Here is a 23540-nt window from a genome sequence, read left to right as displayed (position 1 = left end):
CCGGTGCCGCCGGTACCGCCGCCGGTGCCTCCGCCACCACCGGTCGGACCACCCGGGACGCCGCCGCCCCCGCCGCCGGTGCCACCGCCACCGCCCGGGCCGCCCGGGGCGCCGCCGCCTCCGCCGGGCGCCGTGGAGGGTGCGGGCGCCACGCTGGATGTGGTCGTGGTGGTCGATGGTGTGGTGGTGCTACTCGGGCCCTTGTTACCGCCGCCGCCGCACCCGACCGCCAACACGAGCATGGCCGCACCGCCGAAAAGCGCGACGGCATTCCTGGCTCCAGATCTCATCTGCTTCCCCACTCTCCACTCGCGCCACCCTTACGACGGTCCACTTCTCCGTACCCCGGCGCGCGCCGCCGCAAACGGCGCGCGACGCCGCCTTCGAAAATCGCCGGCTGCCTGCGGAACGGCGCGGAATATCCCTGGAAATGCCCTGGAAATGCCCGAAGCCGCCGGATCGCGGGCGATCCAGCGGCCGGGTGCGCAGGGGCGGGTGGGCCCTAATCTTCCTTGGTGATCAGCTTGCGGAGCGCCACGCGGTCGGGCGTCAGCAACTCGGCGATGCGCGGCTGGTTCACCTCCGCGACGATGATCTCGCCGACCTCCTGGTTGACCTCGCTGAAGATGCCGTGGGACTTCATCTTCGAGGTCTGATACAGGTTGTCCTCGGTCGGCGTGACGTAGTAGACCGCGTCGGCCTTGAAGCGGTGCACGAGCCACAGGTGGATCAGCGTCATCAGCCGCTTCTGCCGCAGCTTCTCGGCGAAGGTGTTCTGGTCGCGGACCGTGAGGATGCTGCGGCCGTGGCGATCCTTGATCGGGTCGAAGACGACGTTGGCCAGCTGCTCATCCCCGTTGCCGTAGATGCCCAGCACCAGCACGTCCGACCCGGCGCGCCGGGGCCGCAACTGCACGCGCAGCTTCTCGCCGAGTTGGTAGTGCTCGCTCCACAGCGCCAGCCATTCCTCGAGCAGCTTTTTCGGCACCTCGGTCTGCACGAGGTGCTGATGCTGGGTCGAGCCCTTGCCCATGGCCTTCGTGGTGGCCGTGCGGCCCGACGAAGCGGTCAGCGCCGCGTCGCTGCGGGGGCCGCCCACCAGGGTTTGCGGTGTGCGATAAGGCGATTCGACGAGCCGCATCTTGCGCTGCAGGCGCGCCAGCGCCAGCATGCCGTCCTGCCGCAGCGCGGTGGCGAACTCCTCGGCGGCGACGCCGTCGATCTGGTGTCCGCCGTAGGTGATGAAGTTGAAGACGAAGCCCATCTTGCCGAGCTCTTCGGGGAAGCGCTTCATCTCCTCGTCGGTCATGCCGGTGGTGTCCCAGTTGAACGACGGCGAGAGGTTGTAGGCCAGCATCTGCTCGGGGAACTCGGCGTGGATGGCCTCGGCGAACTGCCGGGCGTCGGCGAGGTCCGCGGTCTTGGTCTCCATCCAGAGGATGTCGGCGAACGGCGCTGCCGCCAGCGACTTGGCGATCGCATAGGGGATGCCGCCGCGGATCTGGTAATAGCCTTCCGGCGTCTTGGCCAGCTCGCAGTCCCAACCGGGATTGACACCCAATTCCTTGGCCTTCTCCCGGGCGGCGTAGAGCGACGCCCGCTGGGCGAACCGCCGCCATTCCTCGGGGGTCATGTCGACCGGCTCGCCCTCGCTCTCGCCGAAGGCCAGCACCTCCGCGACGGCCTCGCCGTAGGTCATCAGCCCGGCGTCGTCCTCCCAGGCGGCCACGAACCGCGACTCGACCTGGTCGAACAGGTCGTCGATCGAGTCCTTGCCGTTCTCCCGCCACGTGTTGACCGCGTCGGAGACCAGGCCCAGAATTCCTTGCCGCTCGAGCCACGCGTTGGCGAAGGCGTACTCGCCGTCGGCGAGCGCATACAGGAGGTGGCCGTTCAGCTCCTTGACGCCCAACTCGTAGAAGCGCCGCATCAGCGCCAGGAAGCAGCTCTTGTACGACGGGATGTTCAGGTTGGTGGCGCCGAGCAGGAACGGCTGGTCGCGCTCGTCGGCGCGGCTGTCGATCAGGTTGGCCGCCTCGGCGTCGGTGCGGGCGACGATGATGCCGGGGACCCGCATGACGTCGAGCTGGAAGCGCGCCGCGTTGAGGCGCTTGATCTGCTCGTCCGACGGCACCAGAACCTTGCCGCCCTGATGGCCGCACTTCTTGGTCCCCGGACGCTGGTCCTCGATGTGATAGCCCGGCACCCCGACCTCGACGAAGCGGCGGATCAGGTTGCGCACGTGCGGATCACCGCCGTGGCCCGTGTCGGCGTCGGCGATGATGAACGGGCGGAAGTCGTAGGCCGGCGTGGTGGCCCGCTTCTGTTCGCTCATCTGCAGCCGCTGGTACTGCTGATTGCGATCGGCCGTGAGCAGGGCGCGCACCAGCACCGCCGCATCGTCGGGCACCTGGCTCAACGGGTAGCTGGCCAGGTCGGGGCCGGGGTCCTCGGTCGTGGAGCCCTTCGCCGAGGTCGCCCAACCGCCGAGGTAGATGCCCTCGATGCCCATCCGCTTCATGCTCACCGCTTGACCGGGCGAATAGGGGCCGAACGTGGTGATGCTCTTCTTCGCCGCGAAGAGTTCGCGCAGCCGGTCATAGAAGGCCGCCGCGGCTTCGCGGGCCACGGTGTAGTCGGTGGGAATGGTGCCGCGTTGCTCCGCGACCTGGCGCGCCGTGTACAGGCGGGTGATCCCGGCGAATCGCGAACCATCGAAGTATCGCTGCGTAGCCTCGACGTCCTGCTCGAACGGCGTCCGGATCGCTGTGTCCGTTTCGATGATGGCCATGGGGTTACGCTCCTCTTCAGCAGGATTCCGCTGCAGGGAGTTTATCCCCGCAGGCGGCGGTCGAATCAGGGGTCAATGGTCCCGAGTCGAAACTGTTGCCGCGCCGTACCCCGCCGCTCTGGGTCCGGCCGTGTGCGCCGTCCCGTCGGCAAAAGGCGTGGTGGCGTTGGCGATCGAGCCACCGGTGTCGGCGAATCGAGGGGGTTTCGATCCCGCTACGCCCGCTTCGAGTCAGCGTCACCGACCCTGACGCCCTCGCCGCGGGCTGCCGCCGGCGCGCAACCAGTCCCGCTGCCGGCGGACGAATCCCGCGTCGACGGCGCTCCCGTGCCCGGGAACGTAGACGGCGTGCTCTCCGCCCATGGCCAGCATCCGATCCAGCGTGGCCGGCCAGGCCGCCACATCGGAGTCGGCGTCGACGGCCGGGTCCCCGGATTCCTCGACCAGGTCACCGGTGAACACCACGACCGGACCGTCGCCGTCGTCGGTCTCGTTCGCGACGACCACCAGATCCGACGCGGTGTGGCCGCGGCCCGGATGGGCCACCCGCACCGTGCGGCCCCCGAGGTCGACGACGGCGTCGTGGACGCGGTGCCGCGGGGGGCGCAGGGCCGCGATCGCCCGGTCGATCTCGGCCGGGTCCGCGCCGTAGCTCAGCGCGTCGGCGCGAAGCTCGTCGGTCGCCGACGACAGGCAGTCGACCACCTCGGGCGCGCAGTACACGTCGGCGTCACCGAACGCCGAGGACCCCAAGACATGGTCAAAGTGCTTGTGCGTCAACACAACATGCGTCACCGGGCGTCCCGCGATCCGGCGGGCGTCGGCGGCGATGGCGGCCGCTTCGACGAGGGTGGTGCCGGTGTCGACGAGCAACGCCCCGGCACGCCCGCACACCAGCCCGATCGTGACGTCGCAGAACGGCAGGCGGCAGCGATGCACGCCGGCGGCTAACCGCTCCCAAGCGAAGTGCACAACCAGGACGGTAGCCGCGCCGGCAACGCGGCGCCGCGACGTGTGGGGAAGAATTCGGGCCTGAGCGGTCGAGGAGGAACACGATGCGCGCAGTCGTCATCACCAAGCACGGCGACCCGTCGGTGTTGCAGGTCCAGCAGCGCCCCGACCCGTTGCCGCCGGGCCCCGGCCAGCTGCGGGTCGCGGTGCGGGCCGCCGGGGTGAACTTCGCCGACCACCTCGCCCGCGTCGGCATGTACCCCGACGCGCCGAAGCTTCCGGCAGTGGTCGGCTACGAGGTCGCCGGGACCGTCGAGGCCGTCGGCGACGGCGTCGACGCCGGCCGGCTGGGCGAGCGGGTGCTGGCGGGCACGCGATTCGGTGGGTACGCCGAGATCGTCAACGTCGCGGCGAGCGATTCGGTGCGGCTGCCCGATTCGTTGAGCTTCGAGCAGGGCGCGGCCATTCCCGTCAACTACGCGACGGCCTGGGCCGCGCTGCACGGCTACGGGTCGCTGCGCGCCGGCGAGCGCGTGCTGGTGCACGCCGCCGCCGGCGGCGTCGGCATCGCCGCGGTCCAATTTGCCAAGGCGGCGGGCGCCGAGGTGCACGGCACCGCCTCGCCCGGCAAGCATCCGAGGCTGGCCGAGCTGGGCGTGGACCGGGCGATCGACTACCGCCGCGACGGCTGGTGGCACGGCCTGGCCCCGTATGACCTGGTGCTCGACGCGCTGGGCGGCACGTCGCTGCGCCGCTCCTACGCCCTGCTGCGCCCCGGCGGACGGCTTGTGGGATACGGGGTTTCGGCGCTGCAGCACGGCGAGAAGCGCTCGCTGCGCACGGCGGCGCCGCAGGCGCTCGCGATGCTGCGCGGGTTCAACCTGCTCGACCAGCTCTCGGAGTCGAAGGCCGTGATCGGCCTCAACATGCTGCGGCTGTGGGACGACCGCGGCACGCTCGAGCCCTGGATCACCCCCCCTGGCCAAGGCGCTGTACGACGGCACCATCGCCCCCGTCGTGCACGCGGCGGTGCCGTTCGCCGAGGCGCCCGAGGCCCACCGCATCCTGGCGGCCCGGGAGAACGTCGGCAAGGTCGTCCTGGTCCCCTGAGTCTCCTGCGTTTTCAGCACCGCGACAGTGGTTATCTATCAGCCATGGCTATCACCGACACGCGCGAAGTCGTCATCGACGCGTCGCGCGACGAAATCATGGACGTGCTGTTCGACCTGGAGTCGTTGACCGAATGGTCCTCGGCCCACAAGAAGGTGGAAATCCTGGAGCGCGATGACGACGGCCATCCGAGCAAATCGCGGCAGACGGTGAAGATCGTCGGGGTCACCGACGAGCAGGTGCTCGACTACTCCGTTCACGACGACGGAGTGGGCTGGACGCTGGAGAGCTCCAAACAGCAACGCGCGCAGGAGGGCCGCTACACGCTGACGCCCGAAGGCGATTCCACCCGCGTCCGTTTCGAGCTGACCGTGGATCTCACCGTGCCCGTCCCGGGTTTCCTGGTCAAAAAGGGGGCGAAGGGGCTGATGGAAACGGCAACCGAGGGCCTGCGCAAGCGGGTGCTCGAAGTCAAGGCGGGCAAGTAGCTTCCGGAGCCACGCTCCCGGAGCGACACTGTCGTGTATGAAATCGACGCCCTGCATGGAATCGACAGTGCCGAGCACCCCGCACCGCATCGCAGCGATCGCGATCGGGCTGGCCGACCTGATGGCGCTGCCCGCCTGCGGCGATCCCGGCGGCAGCCGCACGGCTCCGCCGACGCCCAAGGTGACGACGCTCGGCCGGACCGTCGCTCAAGCGCCCGCCGACGGGCCGTTGGTGATCAGCAGCCCGGCGTTCGGCGACGGTGCGCCGATTCCGGTGCAATACACGTGCAAGGGGGCCAACGTGGCGCCGCCGTTGACGTGGTCGGCGCCGTTGGGGGCGGCGCTCGTGGTCGACGATCCCGACGCCCCGCGCGGGCCCTACGTGCACTGGCTGGTGGTCGGAATCCCTCCCGGCCCCGGCAGCACCGGGGACGGTCAGACCCCCGCCGGCGCGAGCAGCCTGCCGAACTCGGCCGGCCAGGCCGGCTACAGCGGGCCGTGCCCGCCCGCGGGCACAGGGGTGCACCACTACCGGTTCACCCTCTACCAGCTCCCGGCCACCTACCAGCTCCCCCCGGGACTCGCCGGGCCGCAAGCGGCGCAGGCGCTAGCGCAGGCGGCTTCGGGACGCGCGCAGTTCACCGGCACGTTCGGGTCCTGATGCCTTCGGCGCAGCCGACGTTCGACGTCGCGGAGGCAATCCAATTCGGCCAGCTCGTCAACGCCACCTATGCCACGTCGCCGGGCGATCTGACGAACAAGGCCGGCCAGCCCCTGAGCGCCGGCGGCGTCGACTACACGGTGGTCACGACGATCTACGCCAACGACCTGGCGACAGACATGAACCCGGGGCGGGCCGACGACGACGTGTCCATCGGGCTGATCTGCCAGGACGGCAAGACCGGCGACGTGGCGATCGCGATCCGCGGCACCGAGGGAATGCTGGAGTGGATGCACGACGCCGAATTTCTCCAGGTGCCGTGCCCGTTCCTGGCCGGCGCCGGCCATACCGAAGACGGCTTCACCGACATGTACGAATCGCTGCGGACCGCCGCCGCGCCCGATGCGCCGGCGGTGGTCAAGGCATTCGCGGGGCTTCCGTTCCCGCGGCCGGTCGGCTCGGTGACGGTCGGCGGGCACAGCCTCGGCGGCGCGCTCGCGACGCTGCTGGCCCTCGACATGGCGGCGAACACCACCTACACCGACCCGGCCGTGTACACCTACGGCAGCCCGCGCACCGGGGATTCGCTGTTTGCCAGCACCTATGACCAGGTGGTCAAGAACTCGTGGCGCATCGCCAACCGCCTGGACGTCATCCCCGCGTTGCCGCCCCCCGTCGACTACGAGCACGTGCTGACGCGGTACGACCTGAACCCGATTCGGCTGGTGCCGCTTCCACCGAAGGTGTTGGTGAAATACTCCGTGCTATGCGAGCATTCGCTCGCGACCTACCTGTACCTGCTGTCGCTGCGATCCGGCGGCACGGTACTTCCCCTCGAACCGGCCTGCACACCGTAACCGGCCCGGTGCTAGCCGGCAGGTGTTCGGGTCGCCAGCCGGAGCAACCCGCGCCGCAGTTGTTTGTCGCGTTTGCCTGCGGCGAGCTCGATCAGGGCGATCTCCGCCACCGCCGCGACGAGCAGCACCGCGACCGGTTCCGGCGGCGCCCACCCGAGCGCGGCCAGGTCGGGCAGTATCAGGGTGGCCGACCTGTCGTTGCGGGCGGCGACCAAATCGGTCAGCCCGGCCTCGGTGCGCGACTGGACCAGCAGTGCCTTGGTGGCGGGCTCGGCCAGGCAGCCGTCGAGATAGGCGTCCATCCCGGCCTCGAGCCGGTCGCGGCCGGGCGGAAGCTCGCCCATCGCCGCGGTGATCGACTCCTGCAGGTCGTCATGGAACCGGGCGTGCAGCGCCCGCACGTATTCGGACCGGCTGGGCCAATGCTGGTAGAAGCTGCCTTTGGCCATTCCGGCCTCGGCGACGATCGCGTTGACCGAGATCCTGGCGAGGTCCGCCGATCCCAGCAGCCGCTGTCCGGCGTCCAGCAGCGCGTTGCGTCCGGGCTCGGGCGGTCTCACGGGCGCCTCCGCGGTCCAGCGGCCTTGCGCCGGCTGCGGCGCGCCAGCAGTTCGCCGTACTGCTCGCAGACGTGGATCACCCCGGTGAGTTGGTAGGTGATCCAGCCCTTGTGCGTCGAGGGCAGGTTCTTCTCGAACACCCGGTGGCCGACGATCTGCATCGCCCATCCTCCGACGAACATCGCGGCGCCGACTTTGGGCTTGGCGAGCAGCAGCGGCATGCCGGCCGCGATGATCGGCGTGCCGATGAGATGGGTTGCCCTGATCCCCTTGGAGGTGTGTTGGGTGCGGTAGTACGCCATCTTGTCGGCGAATGGCGCTTCGGGCGGCGGGGCTGTTGGCATCTCGATCGCCTCCTTGTCACGGCGGTGCCATGGCTGTAGCGTAGCCCATGACCGACCAGTCGGTCAATCCAGAGAGGGACCCGCATGACGACCATCCAGACCCGGGCCGGACGCGTTGCCTATCGCGAATCAGGCAGTGGCCCAACCGTTTTGTTGCTGCATGCCACACTGCATGACCGGCATGACTTCGACCCCATCGTCGAGACGCTGGCCACGAACTACCGCACCATCGCGGTGGACTGGCCCGGCCACGGCGAGTCCGATCCGATCGCCTCCCCCACGGAACCCGGCGCACCGCTCTTCGCCGACGTGCTCGAAGATGTCGTCGACGGCCTGGGCCTGTCCCGGATGGTGTTGATCGGAAATTCAGTCGGCGGGTTCGCGGCCGCTCGACTGGCGATCAATCGCCCCGAGTCAGTGGCGGGCCTGATCCTGGTCAACACAGGCGGTTTCGTGCCGTTGAATCCACTGGTCCGGGGGTTTTGCCGGGCGCTCGGCACCCCGGCGGTGTTCCGCCGGGCCGCTCCCCTGTTCGTCCGCGGCTACATGAAAGCCCGCACCGACCACGACCGGCGAATCGTCGAGCGCGCCACGGCTGTGGCCAAAACGCCGGAGGGCATCCGGACGGGAGCGGCGCTGTGGCGAAGCTTCGCCACACCCGCGCACGACCTCCGCGGCCGCGCCGGTGAGCTGTCCGCGCCGACCCTCGTCGTGTGGGGCGAGAAGGACATCGCCATCCCGCTGAGCGCCGGGCGCGCGACCCGTGCAGCCATCAGCGGTTCGCGGCTCGAGACCTTCGACACCGGGCATGTGGTGTTCTCGTCCGATCCCGACGGCTTTCTGGCCGTTGTCGAGCCGTTCCTGCAATCGGTCACTCTCGGCGCAGCGGGGAAGCCGTGAGCGGACGTTCACGGGGCACTTCGCACCGCCGCCTCGACGAAGCGGCGTAGCACGGCGTTGCGGGCGCGCGGCAGAAACGCCAGCGACACCGGGCTTTCGGGCGCTCGGCGCAGCGTGATGAACCGCACGCCGGGGTGAATGTTGCGCCGGACGGCGACGTCGGGAATGACGCCGATGCCGCGATCGGCCGCGACCGACTCGATCCACTCGTCGAAATTCGTTGTCTCGACGATGATTTCCGGACCTTCACCGGCGGGCCAGGACCACGGGCCGGTGGTGCCGCTGGCGGTGTTGACCACCAATGGCCACCGCGGCACCTCGGCCCAGTCCAGTTCCGTCCGCTCGGCCAGGGCCGAGTGCACCGAACACACTGCCACCCTCGACTCGTTGAACAGGGGGACGACGCGCACCGCGCTCGACGCGATGTGCCCGCGCACCACCGCGACGTCGACCTTGCCCTGGCGCACCGCAGCGAGCGCGTCGTCGGCCCGGATCAAGGTGACGGTCGTCCCGGTGGCGCGCTCGAAGCGGGCGACGGTGTCCTGCGCCCACGGATCGGGCAACAACCAACTGAACCCCAGGCGGATCCCGGCCTGCCGCCGCACGGCGCCGAACCCGCGTTCCAGCTCGGCGAGCGCCCGCTCCACGTACTCGAGGAACGCCCGTCCGGCCTGCGTCGTCTCCACGTGCCGCGAGCTGCGATCGAGCAGCGACACTCCCAGCGCGTCTTCCAACTGCTGGATGGTGCGGCTCAGGGCCGGCTGCGTGATGCTGAGTTCGGCTGCGGCCCTGGTGAATGACTTGAGCCGCGCCACCGCCTCGAAGACCCGGAGGTGACGCAACTCGACCCGGCCGCTGTCCAACCCGCCCATGCCGGACAAGCATAGATCGACGGCAACAGGCATTTCACAGTCGATCCCCCCGGACCTAACGTCGAAGCAGGACACCGACCCGAGGAGAAGAAATGCCGTTGCTGTATATCGACGTCGTCGAGGGCCGCGCGCCGTCGGAGGTTCGGGCGCTGCTGGATGCCGTGCACGAGGCGGTGGTCGAAGCGTTCGCGGTGCCACCGCGCGACCGCTACCAGGTGGTGCACACCCACCCCGCCCACGAGGTCGTCGCGTGGGACACCGGTCTGGGCATCACCCGCTCGGCCCGGCAGGTGATCGTGCGCGTGGTCAGCCGGCGCCGCACGCGGGCCATGAAGGAGAAGTTCTATGAGCTGCTGGCGCTTCGGCTGGCCGAGCGGTGCGGGATCGACCCGGCCGACTTGATCGTCTCGATCACCGAAAACGGCGACGAGGATTGGTCGTTCGGCCACGGCCGGGCGCAGTTCCTCACGGGAGAGCTGATATGAGCCTGACCACCCGCCTCACCGAATTCCTCGGCATCGAGCATCCCATCCTGCTCGCGCCGATGGCGGGGGTCTCCGGGGGCCGGCTGGCGGCGGCGGTGACATCGGCCGGCGGACTCGGCCTGATCGGCGGCGGTTACGGCGACAAGGACTGGCTGGAGGGGGAATTCGACCGGGCCGCGCCGACAAGGGTGGGATGCGGATTCATCACCTGGAGCCTGGCCCGGACGCCCGAGTTGCTCGACGCGGCCCTGGGGCGGCGCCCGGCCACGATCATGTTGTCGTTCGGCGAGCTGCGACCGTTCGCCGATCGCATCCGCGCCGCCGGGGTTCCGCTCACCGCCCAGGTGCAGAACCTCGAGCACGCGCGACAGGCCCTGGACGCCGGCGCGGAGATCATCGTGGCTCAGGGCGGCGAGGCGGGCGGCCACGGCATGACCGCCCGGTCGACGTTCACGCTGGTGCCCGACGTGGTCGACCTCGTCGCCGACCGGTCGCCCCAGACTTTGGTGGTGGCCGCGGGCGGAGTCGCCGACGGCCGGGGCCTGGCCGCGGCGCTGGCGCTCGGCGCCGACGGCGCGCTCGTGGGGACCCGGTTCTGGGCGACCCCGGAGGCCTCGGTGTCGCCGCGGGCACAGCAGCGCGCCGTAGGCGCCAGCGGGGACGAAACCGTTCGCACCCGGGTCTACGACGTTGTGCGGCGGTTGGATTGGCCCGCCGAATACACGGTGCGGGCGCTGGGCAACCCCTTCCTCGAATCCTGGCACGGCCACGAAGACGAGTTGGCGGCGGTGCTGCCCGACGCGGTTAAGTCGTTCGAAAGAGCAACCGCTGCAGAGGATTTCGACGCGGCGGCCATCATCATCGGCGAGGCGGTGGGGCTTGTTCGCGATGTCAGCCCGGCCGCCGATGTCGTCGCCGACATGGTCGGCGAGGCCGCCAAGATACTGAACCGCTCAGTACAGGGGTGACCAGTCCGACGTCCGCAGCAGCCGGCTTTGCCACTGGTCGCGAAACTTCAGGGCCTCGAACATGTAGCTGCCCGGCGCCCGGTGCTCGGCCGGCACCTCCTTGGTGAGCAGATGGACGAGGGCCGCATAGTTGTTGGAATCGTCGATCTTCTGCCACAGCATGGCTTCTCGGCGACGGTAGCTGCCGTGGGCCACCTGGAAGCACGCCTGGATGTCGAGGATCCGCATCCGGGCGGGTGCCTGGGACAGCGGCCGGTAGTAGATCTCGTCCCAGGAGCGGATGTAGTCGTCCAAGGGCGCGTAGGGCCAGCCGGTGTCCTCCATGAACATGGTCAGCGGGTGGGTCTGGCCGGTGGTGGGCACGCTCGCCAGGTCGACGGTCTGCAGCGGTGACCATGCGACCGGCAGCAGCAGCTTGCCGGTCACCTCGTGGCGCAGGTTGTCCAGCTCACGCATCCATGGCCGGAGGTCCCCACTCTGGGCCCGGCGGGCGAGGCTTTCCCAGGCCGCGCCGTCGCTGATCCCGGTGATGGTGACGACGTTGTAGGACGCCCCGCTGCCATGGGCGTGGTTCGTGTACCAGAGCAACCGCGCGTTGTCCTGTTCGGCAAGCGTGGGCATCCAGCCGTCGCGGTAGGCGGCCTCGAATTCGTCCTGCCGCGCGCCGACCACCTTGTGGGTCTCGTGAAGAAACAGCACTGGCACTCCTGTCTCGGGCGCCCGCTCAGCTCTCACGCACGATGAGCTCGGCGAGCTGACGGCGGCTGACCTTGCCGGTCGCGTTGTAGGGGATCTGGTCGACGATCGCGAGGCGCTCGGGCAGCTTGAAGTAGGCGATCAATGCGCGGCAGTGCGACCGCAACTGCTCGAGAGTCACCGGGGCGCAGGCGACTACGGCCGCCCCGACCCGTTGGCCGAGCTCCTCGTCGGGGACACCCGCGACCGCGACGTCGCTCACCGCCGGATGGGAACGCAACGCCTCTTCGACCTCGACCGGCCCGAACTTCTCTCCACCACGGTTGATCGTGTCACTCAGCCGGCCGGACGGGAAGATGTAGCCGTCGGCGTCTTGACGGGCGAGATCCCCGGTGCGCAGCCAGCCTTCGGTCACGTTCTGGGTGGTATTCACCCACAGCTCGCCCACCGTTCCGCGCGCGACGTCGTCGCCGGTGGCGGGGTCGACCACCCGCACCTCGACCCCGGGCAGCGGACGGCCGACCGAACCGGCCCGCGCGGGGTCGCGATGGTCGTCGGGCAGCAGGGTGGTGTACGCGCCCAGCGTTTCGGTCTGGCCGAACACGTTGGCGAACGCGACGTGCGGCAATGCCTCCATCGCCCTGCGCACCAAGGGGATCGGTGCGGCGGCGGCCCCGTAGGCGATGGCGACCAAGGACGACAGGTCGGTCCGGGCGAAGTCCGGGTGGTCGAGGATGCGCTGCAGCATCGTCGGCACCATGAAGGTGGTCGCCACCCGGTGCTTCGAGACCAGCCGCAGCCACTCCCCGGCGTCGAAGCGCGGCTGCACCACCGAGGTGTTGCCCGAGTACAGACCGCCGAGCGTGCCCAGCGCGCCGCCGACGTGGAAGAAGGGGACGCACATCATCCCCATCGCGGGTTTCGTCCCCGGCCGGAACGGCGCCGCCATACCTTTGATCCGCGCGCTGAGCTGCCGGCCGGAGATGCCGACGGCCTTGGGCAATCCCGTTGTGCCGCTGGTGAACAGGACCAGGGCGTCCCGGTCGGCGGCGTCATCGGCCGGCGGTGCCGGCTCGGGGGACTCGCCGGGGAGGTCGAAATCCGTCAGCACGGTCGGCGTCCCCGCGTCGCGCAGCCGCGCCACGTAGGGCTCCCCCGCGACCGCAACGTCGGCGCAGCCGGCGTTGGCCAGCAGCCCCTGCAACTCGGGCGGCGTCAACGCGGGATTCATCAGCGCGGCGGCGGCGCCGATGCGCGCCGCGCCGAGCACCGTCGCCACCGACAGCAGGCTTCCGTTGTCGACGACCGCGACGCGCCGGCCGGCGACCACCCCGTGAGCGGCCAGGGCGGCGGCGCACCGCCGCACCGCCACCGCCAGGTCGCCGTAACTGATCGAGCGGCCGTCGATGATGAGCGCGGTCCGGGCCGGGTCGCCGGTGGCGGCCGCATCGAGGATGGTCCCGGTGTTCACTCGCGGGCCTAATACAAGGGTGACCACGCGGACGTGCGCAGCAGCCGGCTGGTCCACTGATCGCGCAGATCCAGGGCGTCGTGCATCCACGTGCCCGGCGCGCGGTATTCGGACGGAATGTGGGTGCGCAGCAGTTCGAGCAGTTGCTCCGGCCGTTTGATCCGCTGCATCAGGATGACCTCACGGCGCAGATGGCTGCCCAGCGCGGGCTGGAAGGCCGCCTCGATCGTGAGCATCGAGGACGGCCGCTCCAGGCTGCGGGCGTAGACGTCGCCGCAGCGGTCGATGTATTCCTCGAACTTGTCCTGGTAGGGCCACATGGTGTCTTCCATGTAGAGCGTCAGCTCATGCTCGCGACCGTCGGTGGGCACCTCGTCGAACGACACTTCCTGCAGCGGGGACCATGGCAGCGGCACCAACAGCTTGGCCTCGACCTCGTGACGGAGTTCGTCGAGGCCGCGAATCCACTTCTGCAGGTCGCCCTGCTGCACCCGCAGCGCAAGGCGTTCCCAGGCCGCCCCGTCCGTGATCGCGGTGATGGTGACGACGGTGTAGGCCGGCCCGCTGCCTTGCGCGTGATCGGCGTACCACAGCAGCCGGGCGTCGTCGCCGGCGGCGAGCAGGGGCATCCAGCCATCGCGAAACGCGGCCTCGAAGTCATCCTCGGCGCGGCCGCGCACCTTGTGTACCTCGTGCATGAACAGCACGCCGAGACCTCCAGACACGGGACGTTCGCCCGATGTACGCCCTCGATCAACGGACCGTAGCCCGACCAGATTCTCGGGGCGGCGCCGGGTCTGCATCGGCGGATCGCACGCGTGCGCCGACCTAGACAGCCGAGTTGAGAATCTGGTTTGCTCGACACGGTAACGATCTTCACCGGGCAGGAGTTCACGGATGGCCCGACTCGATGTGCCGGATGGTCCCGGCGGCGAAGCCGCCATGATCTGGACGCTGCGGCCGCAGCTCGGCGGCATGGTAGAGCGGATGATCCGGGGCGCGTACGAGCAGAGCATTCTGCCCGCCGAGGAGCGTGAGCTGGCGCGGATGCGCATCGCCCAGATCAACGACTGCGTCGCCTGCTCGGATTTCCGCGCCCAGTCGGTGCTGGACGCGGGCCTCGCCCCGGAGTTGTACGACAACGTCGCCGACTACGCCGGCTATCCGGGCTACACGCCGCGTCAGCGGCTTGCCATCGAGTTCGCCGAACGCTTCGCCAACGACCACGCGTCGATGGACGACGCGTTCTTCGAACGCCTGGGCCGGGCGTTCTCCGACGAGGAGATCCTCGATCTGACGCTGTGCGTGGCGGTGTTCCTCGGCCTGGGGCGCTCGTTGGCGGTGCTCGGTGTCGATCAATCCTGCGCAATCGACCTTTGATCGGGCTCGACCAACAACAGTAAGGATCCGATGGACATCGCCTCGGTCGATGAATTGCTGACCACCACCCGATCGGTGCGCAAACGCCTCGACCTGAACCGGCCGGTCGGCCGCGAGGTGATCCTCGAGTGCATCCGGCTTGCCATGCAGGCGCCCACGGCAAGCAACGCTCAGGACTGGCGCTGGCTGGTGATCACCGACGCCGACAAGCGCGCCGCGATCGCCGATGTCTATCGCGGCGTCGGCGCCGACTATCTGGCGCACGCGGCCAAGGAGGCTTCCGACCCGCAGACCCGCCGCGTGTACGCCGGGGCGCTGGCGCTGACCGAGACGCTGGCCCGGGTTCCCGTGCACGTCATCCCCTGCCTGGCCAACCGCATCGACAACTCCAGCCTGCTCACGGCGGCGTCGGCCTGGGCGTCGATCATCCCGGCCGGCTGGAGCTTTCTGCTCGCCCTGCGGTCCCGCGGACTGGGGTCGGTGTGGACGACGATGCACCTGGCCCGGGAGAAAGAGGTGGCCGAGTTGCTCGGGATCCCGGCCACCGTCACCCAGGCCGCGCTGTTCCCGGTCGCCTACACCATCGGCACCGACTTCCGGCCGACCAGGCGCCCGCCCGCGGAGACCATCACCTTCTGGGATACCTGGGGAGCGAGCTGATGCAGTCCTACACCGTGCGATTCCACGTCGACGCGCCCCCGAGGAAGGTGTGGCGGGTGCTTCATCCGCCGGTTCCGCCGAACGCGCCGCGGCCGCGGGTGCTCACCTGGCCGACCGGCAGCATGGAGATCCTCAACGAGGGCAACGAGGCCGGCGAGGGCCTGGTCCGCACCTGCGTCTTCCCGGTGCCCAAGTACCTGTTGAGCGGTGGCCGGGCGCGCTCCTGGGAGACCGTGACCGAGGCGGAGCTCAACAAGCTGTCCCGATATGTTGCGGTCGGGGCGCCGTTGTGGTCCCGCGCCGAGGGCTACCACCGGCTCGAGGAGCAGCCCGACGGGACGACCGTGCTGACGTTCCACGAGACCTACCACGCCTACAACCCGGTGCTGCGCTTCTTCCTCGAGCGTCGGGTGCACTCGAAAATCTCGCGGGACAATCTCAAGACCTACGAGCACGCGCTGGGCTACGCCGGCACAGTGCGCCGGCTGGCCTGAATCACCTTCGGCTGCAGCAATTTTCGGCACACGCGGCCGCGTGTCGCCGCACATGTCGGGCTTTCGTGCATCGTGGCGGTATGGGCGATGAAACGAGACGTGCGATGTGACCGCCGGTCAGCAAGGGGCTTCGGCGAGTGTGGGCCCACGGTCGGGGGCATCGCGTTCCCGGCGTCTTCGACAACCCTCGCGGCACACAACCGGTGCGGGGCGCGCGGGCGGCGGCCGACGGGGCCCGATCGTCTCAGCGGACCGCTTAAACTTAACCCGTAAACGAACTTCAGCAGTACATGGAGCGAAAATCGCTTTGCTCCGCCGGTGGCGCCCTTCGGACCGGACCCAACGTTTGGTTAACGGCAGGGGTCACAGCTCTCAAAACGTGTCGCGCTTTTGTCGAAAATCCACCACAAGGGGACGAAGGACCCTAATCTTGGCTGCGCTGTGAAAATACCGTTTCCATAACGCCCTACCAGGCGCGGTCACGCCGAACGGGTTTCGCGGTACGAGGGAAAGGTCAACGTCTTGATCAGTTCCAGAAAAGACATCCGTCTAGTGCAGATGCCGTCAATGGCGCGTTATGCCGAACGGCTTCGCTCGGCGGACCTGAGGGTGACCCGCCCGCGGATCGCGGTGCTGCATTCCGTGCACCTGAATCCGCATGCCGACACCGAATCCATCATCGGAGCCGTGCGCGCATGTCTGCCCGACGTTTCGCGGCAGGCCGTGTACGACATCCTGCACGCGATGACCGACGTGGGTCTGCTGCGACGGGTTCAGCCCCCGGGCTCGGTTGCGCGCTACGAGACCCGAGTGGGCGACAACCACCATCACATGGTCTGCCGGAGTTGCGGGGCCATCGCAGACGTCGACTGCGCCATCGGCGCGGCACCCTGCCTGACCGTTTCGGAGACCTTCGGCTTCCAACTCGACGGGGCCGAGGTCATTTACTGGGGCCAGTGCCCGGGCTGCTCGACATCGGACGAGTCGGAAGCCACCCAGGATGCAGCCGCCGCAAACCCGCCCGCGGCCGAGCTGCTCCGGCCCGGCCACAGCCACCCGCTGCTGGCCGACGGACCCCCGCTGCCGACGCCCACACCCACACCGGCACCGGTGGAATGGGTCGCCGCGACGACGACCACCGCCAACATCCCGATCAACACCCCGTTGAAGCCGTCGGGAGTCGGGACCGGTGGTGTGGCGACCAACGCCACATCGGCCACGCTCAGCGAGCACCTTCCCCAGCTTCCGCGCTGAGCGGCCCGCGCCGGTGGCTCGTCGATGTGGACCAGTCAGCCGCCCGCGCCGGTAGGCTGTCTTTCCATGAGGTTCAAGTCGGCAGCGCCCGTCTGCGCACTGCTGGTGGCGGCGTGGGCGGTGTCGGCTTCTGTTGCCGTGGCCGGCGCCGATCCCGAGCCGACGCCGCCGCCCGGACCGAAGACGGCGATCGACCACGACGGCACCTACGCGGTGGGCACCGACATCGCGCCGGGCATCTACAGCTCGGCGGGGCCCGTCGGTGACGGCACCTGCTACTGGAAGCGGCTGGGTAACCCCGACGGCAACCTGGTCGACAACGCCCTGAGCAAGAAGCCACAGGTCGTGCAGATCGATCCGACCGACAAATCGTTCAAGACATCGGGCTGCCAGCCCTGGCAGCTGACACCCGACGCCGCACTGCCCCCCACTGCGCCGCCGGCCGGTGTGCAAGGCACTCTCGGCATCCTCAACGGGCTGCTCGGCGGCCAGAACGGCCAGCAACCCCCCCATTCCTGACGGGAGCTTGCTGCCATTGGCAACAGACTCGGGTGACCCGCAGCAGATCGTCGTCATCGGCGCCGGCGTCAGCGGTCTGACGTCGGCCGTGTGCCTGGCAGAGGCGGGCTGGCCCGTGCGGGTGTGGGCGGCCGCGATGCCGCAAGCGACGACTTCGGTGGTGGCCGGAGCGGTTTGGGCGCCGCCTCGACCCGCCGAACGCGCCGCCGCGACCCTGGATTGGGCCGCGCATTCCCTGCGGGTGTTCCGCGAACTGGCCGACGACCCGGACACCGGGGTTCGCCTGGCTCCGGCGCTGGCCGTCGGGGAATTCATCGCGGCCGAGGCGGCCTCGCCCGCGGCCCGGCTGATCCCGGACCTGCGGCCGGCCGATCCGGGCGATGTCCCACACGGCTTCGGTGCCGGGTTTCGCGCCAGCATGCCGATGATCGACATGCCGCACTACCTCGACTACCTGACCCGGCGGCTGGCCGGGGCCGGCTGCGAGATCGAGCCGCGCGAGGTCCGGTCGCTGGCCGAGGCCGCCGAGGCCGCACCGATCGTCGTCAACTGCGCCGGGTTGCGCGCGGGAGCGCTGGCGGGCGACGACACCGTGCGGCCGGTGTTCGGCCAGCACGTCATCCTGGCCAATCCCGGTGTGCGGCAACTGTTTATCGAATTGACCCAGGGCCCGGAATGGACCTGCTTCTTCCCGCACCCGCAGCGGGTGGTGTGCGGCGGCGTCAGCATTCCCGGCCGCTGGGACACGACCCCGGATCCCGAGGTGACCGAGCGCATCCTCGGGCATTGCCGACAGGTCGAGCCGCGGCTGCGCGACGCCGAACTGATCGAGGTGATCACCGGGCTGCGCCCCGACCGGCCGGCGGTGCGGGTGCAGGCCGAGCCGGTGGGGCGGTCGCGCTGCGTTCACAACTACGGGCACGGCGGCAACGGCGTCACCCTGTCGTGGGGTTGCGCGCGCGACGTGGTGCGCCTGGTGACTCACCCGGAGCCGCGGTGAGCATCGACTACGCGCTGGAGGCGCACGTCGCCACCATCACGATCAACCGTCCCGGGACGCGCAACTCGCTGGACATGGAGCACTTCCGCGATCTGGCCCACGCCTGGGCGGCGTTCCGCGACGACGATCGCGCCTGGGTCGCGGTGATCACCGGCGTCGGCCGGGACTTCTGCACGGGCGCGGACCTGAAGAAATTCATCCCCGAGCTCACCGGCGACCTGCCCAGGCCGGAGGGCTGGAACAAGGACGACGCCATTCACGCCGTCCTGCACCGGTTCCCGGTGTACAAGCCGATCGTCGCGGCTGTCAACGGCACCTGCGTCGCGGGCGGCTTCGAGATGCTGACCTCCACCGACGTACGCGTCGCCGTGCCCGACGCGCGCTTCGCGGTGATGGAGCCGAAGCGCGGCCTGTTCGCCGGCGGCGGGAGCACCGTGCGGCTGCCCCGTCAGATGCCCTACCCGCTCGCGATGGAGCTGCTGCTGACGGCCGACATGGTGGACGCGGAGCGCGCGCTGGCCATGGGGCTGATCAACCGGGTGGTTCCCGCGGACCGGCTGCTGGACACGGCCTACGACTACGCCGAGCGCATCGCGGCCAACGCGCCGCTCGCGGTCTTCGCGACCAAGCAGTCAGCCGTCGAGGGCTTGGCGCTCGACCTCGAGTCGGCCTACGACAACGAAACGCGGCACAGCGACCGGGTTTTCGAGACCGAGGACGCCAAGGAGGGTCCGCGCGCCTTCGCCGAGAAGCGACCACCGCGCTGGCAGGGCCGCTGAAGATTCAGGCGCCTCAGGCGCGGGTGACGTCACGGATCACCAGCGACAGCACCCAGCTCACGATCGACAACAGGATGGCGGCCCAGATCGCCGTCCACCAGAAATGGTCGATCTGCAGTCCCCAGTGCGTGGTGTGCGCGGTGATCCAGGCGGTGATCCACAACATCAACGCGTTGATCACGATGTGGATGAGCCCGAGGGTGAGGACGTACAGCGGGATCGACAGGATCTGGACGACCGGCTTGATGAACGCGTTGACCAGACCGAAGATCACGGCGACGACGAAGATGATGCCGATCGTCTGCAACGTGGTGCTGCCGCCGACAAACCTCATGCCGTGCATGAAGAGGGTGACGATCCACATGGCAATGCCGGTCAGCGCTGCGCGCAGCAGAAAAGGGCCCATGCGAAAGATCCTGCCACCCGGCTCAGTTCAGGTTGTAGAAGCGCTGCGCGTTGAGCCCGCCGATTTTTTCGCGCGCCTCCTCACTGATGTCCGCGCGGGTGCGCAGGTGCTTGGTGCTCTCCGGCCATTCGCCGTCCCAGTGCGGGTAATCGCTGGCGAACATGATGAAGTCGTCGCCGAGCACGTCGATGACGCCGGGCAGGATCGGCTCCTCCGGCTCGCAGGTGACGAAGATGTTGCCCGCCGCCAGATACTCGTGCGGATCGCGCCGCCAGCCGCGCTCGACCCAGTCCCCCCGCTTCTCGTAGTGCTCGTGCAGGCGATCGATGAAGAACGGTACCCAGCCCGCGCCCGCCTCGAGAAAGGCGACCCGCAACCGCGGATGGCGCTCGAAGACGCCGCCGGAGACCATCGCGGTCATCGCCGTCATCTGGTCGAACGGGAAGCTGATGCAGTGCACCTGGATGTAGTTGGTGAAGCGGTCCACACCGATCTTGGGCAGGTGAATGCCGGGGGCGCCGTGGATGCCCAGCGGCATCTGCAGCTCGACGGCGGCGGCGTAGAACGGATCGAGGTCCGGGTGGTCGAGGTTGCGGGTCTTGAGCGCGGGCGGCACCAGGGTGGCCACCAGCCCGAGCTCCTTGGCCTCGGTCATGACGTCGATGGCCGCCTGACCGTGCTCGATCGGGGTCACGGCGACCCCGCGCAACCGGCCCCCGGACGAGGCGCAGTAGTCCGCGATCCACTGGTTGTAGAGGCGCGAGAATCCCGCGGCGAACTCGGGATCTTCGAGGCTCGGCGCGCACAGCCCCATGCTCGGATACAGCACCATCGTGTCGATGTGATCGCGGTCGGCGTCGCCCAGCACGCCCTCGGGTGAGCGGCAGTTGATGTCGGGCGCCTTGCTGATCCCGTGCTCGGGCGGACAACCCGCGCCGGGCCCCTGGTCTTCGGGGTAGTTGCGGCCCTCCAGCGTCAGCCGCAGCCGCCCGTCGGTGCTGGGCTTGACGTGGTCGGGCCAGCGCTTGATCGCTTCGACCGCCAGCGAGGAGTTCTCGGCGACGTGTCCGTCGGCGTCGATGATTCGCATGTATCGCGAACTTACTCTCGCGCAATGGCAACTGGTACTGCACGATGCTCAAGTGACCACACAAAGTCCTCGGAAGAAGTTGACCGCCGATCAGCGGAACTCCTTCGTCGCGGCCTTGCTGGGCTGGACGATGGACGCCTTCGATTACTTCATCGTGGTGCTGGTGTACGCCGACATCGCGAAGACGTTCCACATCAGCAAGGCCGAGGTCGCGTTTGTCACCACCGCAACCCTGATCATGCGTCCGGTCGGCGCGCTGCTGTTCGGGCTGTGGGCCGACCGCGTCGGCCGGCGACTGCCGCTGATGGTCGACGTGATGTTCTACTCCGTCGTCGGTTTCCTGTGCGCGTTCGCGCCCAACTTCACCGTGCTGGTGATCCTGCGGCTCCTGTACGGCATCGGCATGGGCGGCGAGTGGGGGCTGGGCGCCGCGCTGGCGATGGAAAAGGTTCCCGTCGAGCGACGCGGGTTCTTCTCCGGGCTGCTGCAGGAGGGCTACGCCTTCGGCTATCTGCTGGCGAGCGTGGCCTCGCTGGTGGTGATGAATTGGCTCGGGTTGTCGTGGCGGTGGTTGTTCGGGCTGAGCATCATCCCGGCCTTGATCAGCCTGATCATCCGCTACCGGGTGGAGGAGTCAGAGGTCTGGGAGGCCGCGCAGGACCGAATGAAACTGACCAGCACCAGGATTCGCGACGTGCTGCGCGACGCCGCAATCATCCGCCGTTTCATCTACCTGGTGTTGCTGATGACGGCGTTCAACTGGATGAGCCACGGGACGCAGGACGTCTATCCCACGTTCTTGGGGGCGACCACCAATCATGGCGCGGGGCTGTCCAGCGTGACCGTCAAGTGGATCGTGATCGTCTACAACGTCGGTGCGATCATCGGCGGGCTGGTCTTCGGTTCGCTGTCGCAGCGGTTCGGACGCCGCCACACCATCATCTTCTGCGCGTTGCTGGGCCTGCCGATCGTGCCGCTGTTCGCCTACTCGCACAGCGCGGCGATGCTCTGCCTCGGCTCGTTTCTGATGCAGGTCTGTGTGCAGGGCGCGTGGGGGGTGATCCCCGCTCATCTGACCGAGATGTCGCCGGACGCCATCCGCGGCCTCTACCCCGGCGTGACCTACCAGCTCGGAAACCTGCTGGCCGCCTTCAACTTGCCGATTCAGGAACGTCTGGCCGAGACGCACGGCTACCCCTTCGCGCTGGCGGCGACGATCGTGCCGGTGCTGATCGCGGTGGCGTTCCTGACGCTGATCGGTAAGGACGCCACGGGGATTCGCTTCGGTACCGCCGAAAGCGCTTTCCTGCCAACGGAAATGACGTGACTTCAGTCGGTGTCGGTGAGCATGCGCCGCAGCAGGTGCATCGCCACCGTCGTCGACCGCTCCCGGACGTCGGATCGGTTGCCCGGTAGCCGCAACGTCCGCGTGGCTGTCCGGCCGTCCGCGAGCATCACGGTGAAACAGACTGTGCCCACCGGCTTTTCCGGCGTGCCCCCGCCCGGACCGGCGATCCCGGTGATCGCGACCGCGGTGTCGGCCCCGAAGCGCTTCAACGCCCCGGCGGCCATCGCCTCGGCCACCGGCTCGGACACCGCGCCGCGCGCCTCGATCAGCGCCGGGTCGACGCCCAGCAGTTGCGTCTTGGCCTCGTTGGAATAGGACACCACGCCCCCGGCCACATACTCCGACGAGCCGGGCCGGTCGGTCAGCCGGGCCGCCAGCAGGCCGGCCGTGCAGGACTCCGCCGTCGCGATCCAGCGGCCGGTGAGCAACGTCGCGACCACATCATCGACCCTCGAGCCGTCTTCGGAGTAGATCTGCTGACCGTGCTTGTCGCGCAGCAACCGGGTCAGCCGCGCATACACGTCGGCGGCGTCCGGCTCGTAGCGCGTGACCATTTCGACCTCGCCGCGCCGCAGGCAGGTGGTGATCTCCAGGTCGCCGAAACCGGGTATGGACGCCTCAGCCTCGCGCAACGTCTCGGCCAGCCCCGACTCGGGCAGCCCGAACATCCGAATCGTGTTCTGTCGGTAGGTCGTGCGGCCCGCGATCGCTTCCTGCGCCGCGGGGGTCTCGATGGCCTTGTGCCACATCGGCTGGAGCTCGCGCGGCGGACCCGGAAGCACGATCACCGCCGGCTTGCCGGGCACCACCACGCCCGGCGCGGTGCCCACCGGGTCGAGCACCTGCGCTCCGGCCGGGATCATCGCCTGTTTGCGGTTGGCGGCGCGCACCGCATCGAAATTTCCCTGATCGAAGTGCGCCATCAGCTTTTTGAGGATGTTCGCGATCTTGTTCTCGACCTCGGTGTCGAGCACGAGGTCGCGGTCGCAGAAGCGGGCCACCACCTCGACGGTCATGTCGTCGGCCGTCGGCCCCAGGCCGCCGCTGGTGACGATCAGGTCCACGCCCTGCTCGGCCATGAAACGCAGCTGCGCCTCGATGTCGGCCGGCCGGTCGCCGCAGATGGTGATGTGCGCCAGCTCCACGCCCAGTTCCAGCAGGCGATCGGCGATCCAGGGCCCGTTGGCGTCTTGGACCCGTCCGGTGAGGACCTCGGTCCCGGTGACGACGATGCCTGCGCGTGAGCTCACCGGGACGAGCCTAATGCCGCGGGTGGGCGTCGCGTGCGCCTGATCGTCAGTCGTCAGCCGCCGGGCTGACCGGGTTCACCGGGTTGGCCGGGTTGGCCGGGTTGGCCGGGTTGGCCGCCGGGGCCCGGCGCGCCGCCGGCCCCGCCCTCGCCGCCCGCGCCGGGCTGACCGCCGGGACCGGGTGCCCCGCCCATGCCTCCCGCGCC

The 23540-nt window shown here is 69.2% G+C and carries 25 protein-coding genes and 2 pseudogenes; 15 read left to right on the top strand and 12 right to left on the bottom strand.

What is annotated here, in order from left to right; all coding sequences use genetic code 11:
- From A5705_RS28700 to A5705_RS20015, 3 genes are all read right to left on the bottom strand, one after another.
- The coding region (locus A5705_RS28700) for a hypothetical protein (RefSeq protein WP_231982517.1) at window positions 1–290 on the bottom strand (290 nt) is incomplete at its 3' end.
- A 212-nt stretch (window positions 291–502) separates the two neighbouring features.
- Complete coding sequence (gene aceA / locus A5705_RS20020; protein ID WP_067882802.1) at window positions 503–2791, bottom strand: isocitrate lyase ICL2; 2289 nt, start codon at window positions 2789–2791, stop codon at window positions 503–505.
- A gap of 237 nt (window positions 2792–3028) precedes the next feature.
- A complete protein-coding gene (locus tag A5705_RS20015; RefSeq protein ID WP_067882803.1) occupies window positions 3029–3763 on the bottom strand; it encodes an MBL fold metallo-hydrolase in 735 nt (244 codons plus the stop codon).
- Window positions 3764–3846: 83 nt separating this feature from the next.
- Between A5705_RS20015 and A5705_RS20010 the strand changes: the two are divergent.
- The 4 genes and pseudogenes from A5705_RS20010 (at window position 3847) to A5705_RS19995 (ending at window position 6858) form a co-directional block, all read left to right on the top strand.
- Window positions 3847–4852 (top strand): annotated as a pseudogene (locus A5705_RS20010) (zinc-binding dehydrogenase).
- Window positions 4853–4896: 44 nt separating this feature from the next.
- The gene (locus A5705_RS20005) at window positions 4897–5340 is read left to right on the top strand and encodes an SRPBCC family protein (protein ID WP_067882805.1); all 444 of its coding nucleotides are present in this window, start codon (window positions 4897–4899) and stop codon (window positions 5338–5340) included.
- A gap of 55 nt (window positions 5341–5395) precedes the next feature.
- Window positions 5396–6001: a YbhB/YbcL family Raf kinase inhibitor-like protein gene (locus tag A5705_RS20000; RefSeq protein WP_068279498.1), complete on the top strand. Its 606-nt coding sequence runs from the start codon at window positions 5396–5398 to the stop codon at window positions 5999–6001.
- Entirely contained in the window at window positions 6001–6858 is an 858-nt protein-coding gene (locus tag A5705_RS19995; protein WP_067882807.1) for a lipase family protein, read from the top strand. The genes A5705_RS20000 and A5705_RS19995 overlap by 1 nt, the downstream gene beginning before the upstream one ends.
- Window positions 6859–6869: 11 nt before the next feature.
- Here the strand turns inward: A5705_RS19995 and A5705_RS19990 are convergent, their stop codons facing one another.
- Both A5705_RS19990 and A5705_RS19985 read right to left on the bottom strand, forming a co-directional pair.
- Window positions 6870–7418 (bottom strand): TetR/AcrR family transcriptional regulator, encoded by a 549-nt coding sequence (locus tag A5705_RS19990; protein WP_067882808.1) that lies wholly within the window; start codon window positions 7416–7418, stop codon window positions 6870–6872.
- A complete protein-coding gene (locus A5705_RS19985) occupies window positions 7415–7762 on the bottom strand; it encodes a DUF962 domain-containing protein (protein ID WP_067882809.1) in 348 nt (115 codons plus the stop codon). Before A5705_RS19985 ends, A5705_RS19990 begins: the two co-directional genes overlap by 4 nt.
- Before the next feature lie 84 nt (window positions 7763–7846).
- On the opposite strand from A5705_RS19985, the gene A5705_RS19980 reads away from it, so the two are divergent.
- Window positions 7847–8662 carry an alpha/beta fold hydrolase gene (locus A5705_RS19980; protein WP_067882810.1) on the top strand — a complete coding sequence of 272 codons (816 nt, stop codon included), beginning with the start codon at window positions 7847–7849 and terminating at the stop codon, window positions 8660–8662.
- 8 nt (window positions 8663–8670) lie between these two features.
- Here the strand turns inward: A5705_RS19980 and A5705_RS19975 are convergent, their stop codons facing one another.
- Complete coding sequence (locus A5705_RS19975; RefSeq protein ID WP_067882811.1) at window positions 8671–9534, bottom strand: LysR family transcriptional regulator; 864 nt, start codon at window positions 9532–9534, stop codon at window positions 8671–8673.
- A gap of 92 nt (window positions 9535–9626) precedes the next feature.
- Here A5705_RS19975 and A5705_RS19970 point away from each other — a divergent pair, with 92 nt between their 5' ends.
- Together A5705_RS19970 and A5705_RS19965 are read left to right on the top strand one after the other, a co-directional pair.
- Window positions 9627–10019, top strand: coding sequence for a tautomerase family protein (locus tag A5705_RS19970; protein ID WP_067882812.1), 393 nt, complete (start codon window positions 9627–9629; stop codon window positions 10017–10019).
- Window positions 10016–10987 (top strand): nitronate monooxygenase family protein, encoded by a 972-nt coding sequence (locus tag A5705_RS19965; RefSeq protein WP_067882813.1) that lies wholly within the window; start codon window positions 10016–10018, stop codon window positions 10985–10987. The genes A5705_RS19970 and A5705_RS19965 overlap by 4 nt, the downstream gene beginning before the upstream one ends.
- On the opposite strand, the gene A5705_RS19960 is transcribed toward A5705_RS19965, so the two are convergent.
- The 3 genes from A5705_RS19960 to A5705_RS19950 are packed head-to-tail and all read right to left on the bottom strand — an operon-like array spanning window position 10973 to window position 13879.
- Window positions 10973–11686, bottom strand: coding sequence for a hypothetical protein (locus tag A5705_RS19960; protein WP_067882826.1), 714 nt, complete (start codon window positions 11684–11686; stop codon window positions 10973–10975). The genes A5705_RS19965 and A5705_RS19960 overlap by 15 nt on opposite strands.
- Window positions 11687–11711: 25 nt before the next feature.
- On the bottom strand, window positions 11712–13154 hold the full coding sequence (locus tag A5705_RS19955) for a class I adenylate-forming enzyme family protein (protein ID WP_067882814.1): 1443 nt from the start codon (window positions 13152–13154) through the stop codon (window positions 11712–11714).
- A gap of 8 nt (window positions 13155–13162) precedes the next feature.
- On the bottom strand, window positions 13163–13879 hold the full coding sequence (locus A5705_RS19950) for a hypothetical protein (RefSeq protein ID WP_231964537.1): 717 nt from the start codon (window positions 13877–13879) through the stop codon (window positions 13163–13165).
- Window positions 13880–14051: 172 nt separating this feature from the next.
- On the opposite strand from A5705_RS19950, the gene A5705_RS19945 reads away from it, so the two are divergent.
- The 7 genes and pseudogenes from A5705_RS19945 (at window position 14052) to A5705_RS19915 (ending at window position 19240) form a co-directional block, all read left to right on the top strand.
- Window positions 14052–14534 carry a carboxymuconolactone decarboxylase family protein gene (locus A5705_RS19945; protein WP_067882816.1) on the top strand — a complete coding sequence of 161 codons (483 nt, stop codon included), beginning with the start codon at window positions 14052–14054 and terminating at the stop codon, window positions 14532–14534.
- A 30-nt stretch (window positions 14535–14564) separates the two neighbouring features.
- Window positions 14565–15194, top strand: coding sequence for a nitroreductase family protein (locus A5705_RS19940; protein ID WP_067882817.1), 630 nt, complete (start codon window positions 14565–14567; stop codon window positions 15192–15194).
- Window positions 15194–15688 (top strand): SRPBCC family protein, encoded by a 495-nt coding sequence (locus tag A5705_RS19935; protein ID WP_067882818.1) that lies wholly within the window; start codon window positions 15194–15196, stop codon window positions 15686–15688. The genes A5705_RS19940 and A5705_RS19935 overlap by 1 nt, the downstream gene beginning before the upstream one ends.
- A gap of 558 nt (window positions 15689–16246) precedes the next feature.
- Window positions 16247–16681 (top strand): annotated as a pseudogene (locus A5705_RS28695) (Fur family transcriptional regulator); the annotation flags it as partial.
- 327 nt (window positions 16682–17008) lie between these two features.
- Window positions 17009–17461 carry a hypothetical protein gene (locus A5705_RS19925; RefSeq protein ID WP_067882819.1) on the top strand — a complete coding sequence of 151 codons (453 nt, stop codon included), beginning with the start codon at window positions 17009–17011 and terminating at the stop codon, window positions 17459–17461.
- A 16-nt stretch (window positions 17462–17477) separates the two neighbouring features.
- Window positions 17478–18461: an FAD-dependent oxidoreductase gene (locus tag A5705_RS19920; protein ID WP_082956588.1), complete on the top strand. Its 984-nt coding sequence runs from the start codon at window positions 17478–17480 to the stop codon at window positions 18459–18461.
- Window positions 18458–19240: an enoyl-CoA hydratase/isomerase family protein gene (locus tag A5705_RS19915; RefSeq protein ID WP_067882820.1), complete on the top strand. Its 783-nt coding sequence runs from the start codon at window positions 18458–18460 to the stop codon at window positions 19238–19240. Before A5705_RS19920 ends, A5705_RS19915 begins: the two co-directional genes overlap by 4 nt.
- A gap of 13 nt (window positions 19241–19253) precedes the next feature.
- On the opposite strand, the gene A5705_RS19910 is transcribed toward A5705_RS19915, so the two are convergent.
- Complete coding sequence (locus A5705_RS19910; protein WP_067882821.1) at window positions 19254–19646, bottom strand: phage holin family protein; 393 nt, start codon at window positions 19644–19646, stop codon at window positions 19254–19256.
- 22 nt (window positions 19647–19668) lie between these two features.
- A complete protein-coding gene (locus tag A5705_RS19905; protein WP_067882822.1) occupies window positions 19669–20736 on the bottom strand; it encodes an amidohydrolase family protein in 1068 nt (355 codons plus the stop codon).
- On the opposite strand from A5705_RS19905, the gene A5705_RS19900 reads away from it, so the two are divergent.
- Entirely contained in the window at window positions 20726–22063 is a 1338-nt protein-coding gene (locus A5705_RS19900) for a sialate:H+ symport family MFS transporter (RefSeq protein ID WP_231964538.1), read from the top strand. The genes A5705_RS19905 and A5705_RS19900 overlap by 11 nt on opposite strands.
- A 2-nt stretch (window positions 22064–22065) precedes the next feature.
- On the opposite strand, the gene A5705_RS19895 is transcribed toward A5705_RS19900, so the two are convergent.
- A complete protein-coding gene (locus tag A5705_RS19895) occupies window positions 22066–23334 on the bottom strand; it encodes a competence/damage-inducible protein A (protein WP_068279493.1) in 1269 nt (422 codons plus the stop codon).
- Between the last annotated feature and the right edge of the window lie 206 nt (window positions 23335–23540).

It is taken from the genome of Mycobacterium sp. E787 (genome assembly GCF_001668725.1).
In the GTDB taxonomy this organism is placed as follows: Bacteria; Actinomycetota; Actinomycetes; order Mycobacteriales; family Mycobacteriaceae; genus Mycobacterium.
This window is presented reverse-complemented; position numbering and strand designations above follow the sequence as displayed.

Excerpts from the sequence above, each read along its gene's own strand:
- aceA (WP_067882802.1), bottom strand. The coding sequence starts at position 2,791 with ATGGCCATCATCGAAACGGACACAGCGATCCGGACGCCGTTCGAGCAG.
- A5705_RS20005 (WP_067882805.1), top strand. The coding sequence starts at position 4,897 with ATGGCTATCACCGACACGCGCGAAGTCGTCATCGACGCGTCGCGCGAC.
- A5705_RS20000 (WP_068279498.1), top strand. The coding sequence starts at position 5,396 with ATGGAATCGACAGTGCCGAGCACCCCGCACCGCATCGCAGCGATCGCG.
- A5705_RS19995 (WP_067882807.1), top strand. The coding sequence starts at position 6,001 with ATGCCTTCGGCGCAGCCGACGTTCGACGTCGCGGAGGCAATCCAATTC.
- A5705_RS19985 (WP_067882809.1), bottom strand. The coding sequence starts at position 7,762 with ATGCCAACAGCCCCGCCGCCCGAAGCGCCATTCGCCGACAAGATGGCG.
- A5705_RS19980 (WP_067882810.1), top strand. The coding sequence starts at position 7,847 with ATGACGACCATCCAGACCCGGGCCGGACGCGTTGCCTATCGCGAATCA.
- A5705_RS19975 (WP_067882811.1), bottom strand. The coding sequence starts at position 9,534 with ATGGGCGGGTTGGACAGCGGCCGGGTCGAGTTGCGTCACCTCCGGGTC.
- A5705_RS19970 (WP_067882812.1), top strand. The coding sequence starts at position 9,627 with ATGCCGTTGCTGTATATCGACGTCGTCGAGGGCCGCGCGCCGTCGGAG.
- A5705_RS19965 (WP_067882813.1), top strand. The coding sequence starts at position 10,016 with ATGAGCCTGACCACCCGCCTCACCGAATTCCTCGGCATCGAGCATCCC.
- A5705_RS19945 (WP_067882816.1), top strand. The coding sequence starts at position 14,052 with ATGGCCCGACTCGATGTGCCGGATGGTCCCGGCGGCGAAGCCGCCATG.
- A5705_RS19940 (WP_067882817.1), top strand. The coding sequence starts at position 14,565 with ATGGACATCGCCTCGGTCGATGAATTGCTGACCACCACCCGATCGGTG.
- A5705_RS19935 (WP_067882818.1), top strand. The coding sequence starts at position 15,194 with ATGCAGTCCTACACCGTGCGATTCCACGTCGACGCGCCCCCGAGGAAG.
- A5705_RS19925 (WP_067882819.1), top strand. The coding sequence starts at position 17,009 with ATGAGGTTCAAGTCGGCAGCGCCCGTCTGCGCACTGCTGGTGGCGGCG.
- A5705_RS19910 (WP_067882821.1), bottom strand. The coding sequence starts at position 19,646 with ATGGGCCCTTTTCTGCTGCGCGCAGCGCTGACCGGCATTGCCATGTGG.
- A5705_RS19900 (WP_231964538.1), top strand. The coding sequence starts at position 20,726 with ATGATTCGCATGTATCGCGAACTTACTCTCGCGCAATGGCAACTGGTA.
- A5705_RS19905 (WP_067882822.1), bottom strand. The coding sequence starts at position 20,736 with ATGCGAATCATCGACGCCGACGGACACGTCGCCGAGAACTCCTCGCTG.